At 61.7% G+C, this 10287-nt stretch carries 7 protein-coding genes; 3 read left to right on the top strand and 4 right to left on the bottom strand.

Features of this window, described 5'->3' with window-relative positions:
* The first annotated feature begins 84 nt into the window (after nucleotides 1–84).
* Nucleotides 85–717, top strand: coding sequence for a response regulator (locus tag D0550_RS17805; protein ID WP_116810605.1), 633 nt, complete (start codon nucleotides 85–87; stop codon nucleotides 715–717).
* Here the strand turns inward: D0550_RS17805 and D0550_RS17800 are convergent.
* The 3 genes from D0550_RS17800 to D0550_RS17790 all read right to left on the bottom strand — a co-directional run bounded on the left by D0550_RS17800 (nucleotide 714) and on the right by D0550_RS17790 (nucleotide 7062).
* Nucleotides 714–2468 carry an ATP-binding response regulator gene (locus tag D0550_RS17800; RefSeq protein ID WP_116810538.1) on the bottom strand — a complete coding sequence of 585 codons (1755 nt, stop codon included), beginning with the start codon at nucleotides 2466–2468 and terminating at the stop codon, nucleotides 714–716. The genes D0550_RS17805 and D0550_RS17800 overlap by 4 nt on opposite strands.
* Nucleotides 2469–2572: 104 nt before the next feature.
* A complete protein-coding gene (locus D0550_RS17795) occupies nucleotides 2573–5644 on the bottom strand; it encodes a DUF748 domain-containing protein (protein ID WP_161965901.1) in 3072 nt (1023 codons plus the stop codon).
* Nucleotides 5645–5751: 107 nt separating this feature from the next.
* Nucleotides 5752–7062 (bottom strand): gluconate:H+ symporter, encoded by a 1311-nt coding sequence (locus tag D0550_RS17790; protein ID WP_116810536.1) that lies wholly within the window; start codon nucleotides 7060–7062, stop codon nucleotides 5752–5754.
* A gap of 219 nt (nucleotides 7063–7281) precedes the next feature.
* Here D0550_RS17790 and D0550_RS17785 point away from each other — a divergent pair, with 219 nt between their 5' ends.
* Nucleotides 7282–9162: an endo-1,4-beta-xylanase gene (locus tag D0550_RS17785; RefSeq protein ID WP_161965900.1), complete on the top strand. Its 1881-nt coding sequence runs from the start codon at nucleotides 7282–7284 to the stop codon at nucleotides 9160–9162.
* Nucleotides 9163–9220: 58 nt separating this feature from the next.
* Nucleotides 9221–9661, top strand: a complete 441-nt coding sequence (locus tag D0550_RS17780) for a cupin domain-containing protein (RefSeq protein WP_206606372.1) — start codon at nucleotides 9221–9223, stop codon at nucleotides 9659–9661.
* Nucleotides 9662–9665: 4 nt separating this feature from the next.
* On the opposite strand, the gene D0550_RS17775 is transcribed toward D0550_RS17780, so the two are convergent.
* Nucleotides 9666–10136, bottom strand: a complete 471-nt coding sequence (locus tag D0550_RS17775) for a nuclear transport factor 2 family protein (protein ID WP_116810533.1) — start codon at nucleotides 10134–10136, stop codon at nucleotides 9666–9668.
* Nucleotides 10137–10287: the final 151 nt, after the last annotated feature.

Below are 10287 nucleotides of genomic sequence, written 5' to 3'. Positions count from 1 at the left end.
AGTCCCTACGACTGGTCGTAGGTCCATAGGCCTAGCACCAACGCCGACTTCGGCAGGAATCGACGTATGTGGCAGAGTCGTGCGATGAAACTTCTCGTCGTCGACGATCACCCGTTGTTCCGCGATGGCCTGGCCGCCCTGTTGCGGCAGGCGAATCCGGACACGCAGGTGTTTCAGGCGAGCGATAGCGAAGCCGGTATGGAGATGGCACAGGCGACCGGTGACCTCGACGCGGTGTTCGTCGATCTGATGATGCCGGGGCTCGCCGGCGAAGCTGCGGTGAAAGAGTTCGCTCGGCGCCGGCCGGAGCTGCCAGTCATCGTGCTATCGAGCTCGGAGAATCCGAGCGATGTGAAACGAGTGTTGAATGCCGGCGCGCTCGGCTACATTCCAAAGTCCGCCAGCCCGCAGACGGTCCTGTCCGCCTTGCAACTGGTTCTGACAGGAAACATCTACGTCCCGCCGCTGCTCGCGCGCGCCGTCGACGCCGCTGCGGTCGAGCAGAACTCGGCTGCACCTGTGCCGCTGCCGGCATTGACCGAGCGTCAGATCGAAGTCCTGAAACAAGTGCGCGACGGGCATTCCAACAAGGAAATCAGCAACCGGCTGGGCATCGCCGAGAAAACCGTCAAGGCGCACGTCGCCGCCATCTTCAAAGCGCTCAATGTGGTGAATCGAACGCAGGCCGCAAACGCGGCGAGGGATCTGCAGATTTAAGCAGGCGCCAGCGACGTGAGATGCGCGATAGCCGCGCGCAGCTTGCCGTTCGGCACCGGTTTGTGAAGTAACAACAAGCCGCTCGCTTCGGCTTCGCGGATTCGATCCGGCGCGGTATCGCCGGTGATCAACATCGCCGGAATGTCGTCATTGAACTCCGAACGCAGGCGCTCGACCACCGCCGTCCCTGTTTCGTTATCTCGCAATCGATAGTCGCAGATGATCAAGCGCGGTGCTTCGTCTGCGGTGGCGATGGCTTCGAGCATTTCGTCCCCACTCCCCGCGGCGAGCACTCGGTATCCCCAGCTCTCCAACAACGTCTTCATTCCGATCTGAATCGTCAGCTCATCGTCCAACACCAGGATCAGCCCCGAGCCCAGCTGCACCGGAGCGAGTGATTCGGCTGGTATCGTTACCGGATGCGCAGCACTGGTCGCGGCGAGCGGCACTTCCAGCGCGAAACAACTGCCCCGGCACGGCTTCGAGCGCAACTCGATACGATGCCCGAGCAGCGTCGTCAGGCGCTTCACGATCGCGAGCCCCAGACCGACCCCCTTGGTGCGATCCCGTTCCGGATTACCGACCTGATAGAACTCCTCGAACACCTGTTCCCGGTGCGCCGGCGCGATGCCCCAGCCGGTATCCCAAACTTCGATACGCAACGCTCCTGTACGCTGACGGCAGCCGATCAGTACGCCGCCGTTGGTCGTGTAAGCCACCGCATTCGCCACGACGTTGCGGACGATGCGCTCGAACAGCAAGGGATCGCTGTGCACTGCCACGTCGGGAACCCGCATGCGCAGTTGCAGACCTTTCTCTTCGGCCTGCGCTGCAAACTCTCGAAACACATTGTGGATGACCGGACGCACGGCGAACGACAGCCGATTCACTTCGACCACGCCGGCGTCCAGGCGTGAAATATCCAGCAGTCCGCCAAACAGCCGACCCAGTGAACGCACCGAGTCGTCGATATGATCGAGCAGTGAGCGCGTTTCCGAATTGATCGGCTGGATCTGCGCCGCAGCCACGAACAAACTCAGCGCATGCACCGGCTGCCGCAAGTCGTGGCTGGCAGCGGCGAGAAATCGCGACTTCGCCGCGTTCGCTTCCTCAGCTGCGGCCTTTTCACGACGCAAGTCACTGACCAGATCGAAGTTCTCGAAGCGCAGCTGCAGCGTCTCGAGAAACCCTCGCCCGGAGCGACGCGCCAGCTCGGCAACCGTGAAGAACCACATGACGTAGAGCACGCCCATGGTCACATGCAACGCATCGCCGCGACTGAACAGCCACAGGATCGGCGCCCAAGAGACGGCGGCAAAGAACACGAAGAATGCCGGCGGGAACGCGGAGAACGCACCGACTGCGCCACTCGTGACCGCGAAGATCACGGGCAACGCGATCAACTCCAGCTGGGTATTGCCCGTCGGCAGCAGCAGAATCGTTCCCACGCCGATGGTCGTCCCACCCACGAACGTACCAGCGCTGAACCACCTGGCCCAACGCCGCCAATCCGTGTCCGGCCGCGGTACGCGCGCGAATGTTCTTTGTAACAACAAGCGCGCCACCGTCTGGGCAATCATCACCAGAATGAAAACGATCGCGCCGTCACGTAACGACGGCTCGATGTAAACAAACGCGCCCGTCATTACTGCCACCGCCACCAGGGTCATCAGCAAGCCCGGCGGGGTGTTTCGATAGATCGTCCTGATCTGCTCGGCTCGAATTCGATCGATGTCAGCGGTCGCGGACATGACTGCTCCTGCGGATGCCGCTTTGGGCTTGTGAATTCGACAGCGGCGGCGCGATCGTGCCACGGCATTCCGGCGGCAGACAAGCCGCCGGGCCGAGCGGGAGCTTATTCGAGCTTCAGCTCCATTCTGACCTGGTGGTCTTCTGCCTTTCCTTCACTGCGCTGGGTAGTGATGAACACGCGTTCGGGGTTCAGCTCGGTGTTGGCGAGCAGCGTGTCCTGTACGGCACGAGCCCGTTGTTGAGCGAGCGCGGTCAGCGCGGCATCGTCGGGCTTCAAGCGATCGATCAGGGACTGCTCGAGGAATTTCAGCCGCGCGTCGTAGTCGATGCCCTTATCCGTTTGCGTCTCGGGTGGGTAGTTGGGTGCGGACTTGGTAATTTCCTTGTAGACCTTCTCCAGCACGGCAATTCGCTGGCGCTTCGCCGCGTCGTCCTTCGGCGGCTCAGTGGATGTATCGGGCGGCAACTTGTCCTGCAACGCGGCGCGAGCGATCGCTTCACTGTCTTGCGCCGAAACGACCGTCAGCGGCACGCTCAGCTTCAACTGCGGCCGCTCGATCAACGCCTTGGCGAGTGTATTCAACTTCTCCGCCTGCGACGCGGGTAACTCGGACGATCCCGCAGGAAAATCCACGAAGGCCAGCTCCTCGCCGCCACCAAACAACGCGCCGAGCGCGGCGAACGGCGCCGTGACCACTTTGGTCAGCAGATTCAGCAGGGCTTTCCAGATGATCGGGCCGAGCCGGAATTTCGGATCGTCGAGCGTGCCGCTCACCGGCAGATTCAGATCGATGATGCCGTGGCGATCCTTGAGCAACGCCACCGCCAGCTTCAGGGGAATGGGCGCGGCGTCCTTGGAATCGGTTTTGTCGCCGAACTCCAGATTGTCGATGACGATGTGATGCGACGCGTCGAGCTTGCGATCCTCGACGTGATATTTCAGCTCGGTCGACAGCTTGCCCTTGCTGATGTTGTAGCCGGCGAACTTGCCCGAGTAAGGATTGAACGTGGTCAGCTCCATGTTGCGGAAGTTCATCGACACATCGGTGAACACCGCCGCGGACAACAGGTTCACTTCGCCGCCGATGTCGACGGGCGCGTATTTATCGACCTTGCCATCGAGCTTCACTTTGGCGCGCGATTTCGGGTCGCTCGACAGGCCCGTGACCGTGCCGTTGAGCTCGAGAATGCCGGTAGCGAACGATGGCTCGATGGAGTAGTCGGCGAAGTTCGCGGAGCCGTCGATGAACTGCACCGTCTTGATACGGACGGGGAACATGGGCCCGGACGTGGCGCCGCTGGAAGCAGGCTTGGCCTGGGCTTTCGCTTGCTTGCTATCACTGTCGTCTGGCTTCTTGGCCGACGCCTGCTTGGCATCGGGATGCTCATCGTTATTTTCAGCCGTGTCTTCCTGCTCCGCCGCCGGCGTCGGCGTCGGCGCGCCCTCCGGACTCAGCACCTTCGTCACATTGAGCGTCCGATCCTTCGAGATCACGACTTTGCCGTACGGCTGGCGGGCAACGATGCGGTTGATGTCGAGCTTGTCCGGATTGTGGGAGAAATCGATGCCGGTCACGGCGAGGGTGCGCCACTTGATGAAGTCTTCGTTCACCAACTGATCGGTCGTGCGCAGATCCGCCACTCGGACCTCGCCTTTGAACCTGAGCGGCTGCGCCGTCTCGGGTTGCGCCGCAAACGACACATCGCCTTTGACGCCGAGCCGGCCCGAATGCAGCGTCATCGAGGTCATCTCGTTGAGATACGACTGAATCGCCGGCAGAGGGAATTCTGTCAGCTCCACTGCAAGCTGCGCGCTGAGCGGCTCGAGCTGCACGTCGCCTTTGCTGACCAATTTGCCTTTCTGGTTGATCGTGACCTCGGTATCGACTTGCACCTTCGCCGACGGGTCCGTGCTCCAGCCGTTGACGGTGAGCGCGATGGGCGCGAGAGCGAACTTCGCGGTCGGCTTCACGGTGCGATCCTCAACCAGCACCGTCGCCTCGCTAAACTGAATCGTGTCGGCGTGAATGCGCCACTCAGCCGATTCGCTCGGCGCTTTCTCTGGCGCCGTGCCTGTCGGTGCAGGCGGTGACGGCGCCTGCGCCGAAGTCGCCGCCTGCTTGGCCTCACTGGAGTGGCCGCCCAACAAGCGTATCCAGCTGATCGTCCCATCGGCCTCGCGAGCCCCCTCGATGTGCGCATCCTTCACATCGATTCGCTGCATGCCGATTTCGCGCTTCTCATAAGAAAGCGCGATCTCATGCACATCCACCACCGGCAGCTTCACCGGCGCGGTCGTCGCCTTACGCTCCTTGATGGCAAGATCGCGGACCTGCAGCAACGGCAAGGTCGCCTCCAGCCCCAGCGTCGGCGTCATGGCGAAGCGATAGTTACCTTCGAACGTCGTGTGACCGGAAGCCAATTGAAACGGCAACATGTCCTCGGCGTAGGAATCGATCGTCGCCGCCTTCAAGTCCTGCACTTTAAAGCGCCCGGTCGACCCCAGCGGCTGGACCGTGAACGCACCGACCCACTCCAGGTGCTCGCCGGCCAGGGTCGTGCCCGAGAAGTCATAGGCATTTTGGTAGTCGGCGTCGGTGTTGAAGTCGATGAGCGTGAATTTGATCGGCTCGACGACCGCGGTGAATGGCTGCGCGCGCGTGTTGTCAGTGAAGCCGATGCGACCGTCGCGAATGTCCAGCCGCTCGATCCGCACTTTTGGCAGCGCTGTCGGCTGCTCGCTGGTCGGCTTTTCCGACTCGGGCGCCAGCTTCGCGAGATTCACCGTGCCGTCCTTGGCGACGATTACGTCGATGTCGGGCGCGGACAGGTCCACTTCCTTGAGCACGATTGCCCGTTGCCAGATCGACGCCAGCTGCGCATTGACATAAAGATGCCGAAAGCCGACCACCGGCGAGCCATCGGCCTCGCGCACCACCAGCCCGCCGATGCTGGCGTCCAGGACAAAAGGATTGAAGCGGATCTCGCCGACCGAGACTTGCCGATGCATCTTCTCGGTGACGAAGCTCTCCAACTGGGCACGGGCAATCTGCGGGACGGCGAAGAAGCCGATCACCGTGTACAGCAACACCAGCACCGCGACGACGATGAGCGCGACGAGGTGTAGCCGGAACAATGCGATCAGGGGAGCGAAGAACCGCTTGACTGTGCTCATGGCCGGCATTTTCGCCGACACCGCCCTGCACCCGCCACCCCAACCCGCGTGCCAGGGAATTGACGCGCTAAGTCAATACGTCGCAGGTGTTAAATGCCGTGCCCGCACTACAGCGCCGCATTCAGCAGCAGCACGAAAATCAGCCCGAGACTGCCGACCAATGTTTCCATCAGGGTCCAGGAGCGGAAGGTGTCCCGCAGGCTGACCTGAAAATACTCCTTGAACATCCAGAACGCCGAGTCGTTGACGTGTGAACACATCAAGCTGCCCGCTCCAACCGCCAGCACCATCAGATTCGGGTCGACGCCGCTGATCTCGATCAGTGGCGCAACGATGCCCGCCGCTGTCAGGCCCGCGACGGTGGCCGAGCCCAGCGCGATTCGGATGGCGAAGGCCACCAGCCAGCCGAGCACCAGCGGATGGATGGGCACGTTGCTGAGCAAACTTCCCAACTCTGTGTTGACGCCACTGTCGACGAACACCTGCTTCAGCGCGCCGGCACCGCCGATGATGAGCAGGATGCCGGCGATGTCACGAATGGCGTGGCCGTAGCCTTCCATCAGTTGACCGAGCTTGCGTCCTCGCGCCACGCCGAGCGTGAACGATCCCACCAACAGCGACACCAACATCACGAGCATGGGATTGCCGAGGAAATCGATGAGGGTGCGCGTCGACGCAGTGAAGTTCCCGTAGCTGAGCACCGTCGCACCGCTGATCAAAACCACCGGCAGCAACGCGCAAGCGAAACTGTTGAGTGTGCCAGGCAATTGGTCTTCGGCCAGCGTCGTCGGCTTGAACAGCTCGGAGGGACCGGACGCGATGCCCTTCAGTGTGCGCGCAAACAACGGACCGGCGATGAGCAGCGTCGGGATGCTGATCAAACAACCATAGAGCAAAGTCATTCCCATATCGGCGCCGAACTGCGCGACCAGCGCGGTCGGCGAGGGATGCGGCGGCAGGAAGCCATGCGCGATCGAAAGTCCGGACAGCATCGGAATGCCCACCAGCATCGGCGGCAATTTGGCCCGGTAGACCACCGAGAACACCAGCGGGACCATCAGCACGAAGCCGACGTTGTAGAACAACGGAATGCCGACGATGAAGCCGGTGAGCGCCATCGCCAGCGGTACGCGCGCCGGCCCGAACAAATGCATCAGGGACTCGGAGATCCGCTGCGCGGCGCCGCTGTCCGCGATCAACTTGCCGAACATCGCGCCCAGACAGATCACGATCGCCAGCGAGCCGAGCATGTCGCCGATGCCCCGCTCGATGGTCCTGGGAATTTTTTCCAGCGGCAGTCCCAGCACCAGCGCTGCGACCAGCGAGGTGACGATGAACGCCACGAAAGGCTGAACGCGCAGGACCGCGATCAACGCGATCAGCAGCACGACTGCGAACACAACCCCGAGAATAGTCATGCGCGCGCGGCGCCCGTTTGGATCATGCGCAATGAGCCCCCTCCGCTGGCGCCTGCATGCGACCTGCGAATCGATGTTTCTTGCATTGGTTGGCCAGCTCGGCTGGCCGCTTGTACGAACATGATGATACCGCTACCAGTCGCCGTCAATCGGTGCTAGCGTTGGCCCGCCGAAAGAGCCCGATCAACGCTACAAAACAACTTGGGGGATACCATGTGCATGGATTTGCGTGCGTTCCTGAGTGCGTGTGTAATTTTGAGTGTGCCACTCGCCGCGGCGGCACAGACCGAGCCCGTAATCGTCGAAGCGGAATCAGCCAGCGTCAGTCCTCTCTATAGCGTCGGCACCACCGAAGGCGCCACCTACGTCACCATCGTCAACGATTCGCCCGGCTTCGGTCCACCCGCGACCGCTGACGGCGCGCTCACCTATTCGGTCACGTTTCCAGCGGCGGGGAATTATGACCTGTATGCGCGCTTTCGGGTGGGCCCCGGCGGCGGTAACGACGACAGCTTTTATGTCGGCAACGGCTTTGGCAACAAGGTCGGCACCGGCGAATGGGTCCTGATCAATCAAGTCGACGGCGGCGGCTACACTGCACCGGCCGATACGGTCCGCAATGGCGGCCCGGCGACCATCAATGCGTTCAAGTGGTTCAGGATCACCGGCTTCGCCGGCCCCGCGACCTGGACCGTGCCCGCCGGCAATCTCACACAAACGTTCTCCGTCGCCGGGCGTGAGACCGGCAATTTCATCGATAAGTTTGCATTTGGCCGGCAAGGCTCGTGGTACACGGTGAACAATCTGGACACGGGATCCGCCGCGACAGGGACTCCACCACCCCCGCCGCCGCCGCCCTACACACCGCCCGGTCCGCCCATCGCGACTGGCAAGGCGAAATATCTGGGAAGCGCGCACAGCCCCGCGCAGACAGCCAACTTTGCAGCGTATTGGAATCAGGTCACACCCGAGAACGGCGGCAAGTGGGCCACCGTCGAAGGCACTCGCAATGTGATGAACTGGACGCAGGCGGATGCGGCCTATCAACTCGCGCGCGCCAATGGATTCACATTCAAGTGGCACGTACTGGTCTGGGGAAATCAGCAACCGGAATGGCTGCAGAATCTGCCACCGGCCGAGCAACTCGCAGAGCTGCGTGAATGGATGGCCACCATCGCCGAACGCTATCCGGATCTCGAACAGATCGAAGTCGTGAACGAGCCGCTGCACGATCCGCCGCTCGCTCCCGCGAATACGCCTCCGGGCCAGTCTTGCGGCGGCTGTGGCAACTATTACGAGGCACTCGGCGGCGCAGGACAAACCGGCTGGGACTGGATCATCAATGCATTCACGCTGGCGCGCGAATATTTCCCGAACGCCAAGCTGATGATCAATGACTACAGCATCACCAACGACCGCAACGCCACCGAAACCTACATCGGCATCGTCAAGCTGCTGAAGGCCCGCGGGCTGATCGATCTGGTCGGCATCCAGGGACACGCGTTCTCGACCACCGAGCCGGCACCGATGCCGAACTTCCGCGCCAATCTCGACTACCTGGCGAACAAGACCCAGCTGCCCATCTACGTGACCGAGCTGGACATCGATGGCAACGACGATCCGGTACAACTGGCGGGCTATCAGAAAATCTTCCCGGTGTTCTGGGAGCACGAAGCCGTCCACGGCATTACGTTGTGGGGCTATCGCCCGGGCCACTGGCGAACGGCGCAAGGCGCGTGGCTGACTTATGAGAATGGCGCCGAGCGTCCGGCGATGCAGTGGCTACAACGATACGTTCGCAACAGCCTCGCCGAAATTCCCTATCAGTGGCTCTCTGTCGCAGCAAACGCAGCGGTGGGAACGGTCGTCGGTACAGCGCAAGCAACCGACGCCGACTCGGACACCACGTTCTCGCAGTGGCAAACGGAATATTCCAGTGGCGGAGTATTTGCGATCGATGCGAACACCGGCGCGATCACCGTAGCCGATGCCGCCGCGTTACGAGCGACTCCAAAGGGAACGACGCTGAAGCTGTATGTGTCCGTGTGGGACGGCTATCAGCGCAGCAAGCCCAACAAAGTCTTCATCGAAGTTCGCTGACCGTTGGCGGGGCCGGCTTCGGCCGGCCCCGCTGTGAATGCATGCACAGGAGCTCATTGTGATAACTCTTCGCGATCTGACTATTGCCGCTTTCTCCGTGACGGCAACGCTCGGCGTGACCGCGTTCGCCGCATCGAATGCCAAGAACCTGGGCTCGGTAGCCATCGATTGGACCGACGTTCCGGTCACGCAAGAGGAAGTCCGCGCCGTCCGTCAGTTCCTCCGCGCCCCGACCGCCACGTTGAATGAGCTCGAGCTGCACGTGACGACACTGCCTGCCGGCGCCACCTCGCATGCGCCTCACAAACATCCCAACGAAGAGCTGGTTATCATCAAGGAAGGCACGGTCGAAGTGTTGGTCGATGGACAATTGAAACGCGTCGGCCCGGGCGCGGTCGTCTTCAACGCCTCGAACCAGATGCATTCGCTACGCAACGTCGGTGACGGCCCGACCACCTATCACGTCATCAACTGGACGACGGCGGCGACGCCCCGCTAATCAATCACAATCCGAGATCGCTCAACCCCGGGTGATCGTCGGGCCGCCGTCCTTGCGGCCAACGGTACTTGCGCTCCGACTCGGCGATCGGCAGATCGTTGATGCTGGCGTAGCGCCTTTGCATGAGCCCGTTGTTATCGAACTCCCAGTTCTCGTTGCCATACGAGCGATACCAGTTGCCCGAATCGTCGTGCCACTCGTAGGCGAAGCGCACGGCGATGCGGTCATCGGCAAAGGTCCAGAGCTCTTTGATGAGTCGATACTCGAGCTCGCGACGCCACTTGCGCGTCAGGAACTCGATGATCTGCTCGCGCCCCGTTGGAAACTCGGCACGGTTTCGCCACTTGCTATCGATAGTGTACGCAAGCGCGACGCGTGCCGGATCGCGACTGTTCCACGCGTCCTCGGCGAGACGAATCTTTTGAATCGCGGTCTCGCGAGTGAAAGGCGGCAAAGGTGGACGTGCTTCGCTCATGGGACTGCCCTCCGTTGTTACAAAGCATCTGCGCACTCGAACGCGCGCAAGTATCGATCCAATTCACGCATCGAGCGATGCGTGACCGCACTGAATAACGCCTGTTTGTAGGGTTGTCACCGGCATCCGCGTTCAATAGGCTAATCGCGAC

Source organism: Steroidobacter cummioxidans, from assembly GCF_003104955.1.
This window is presented reverse-complemented; position numbering and strand designations above follow the sequence as displayed.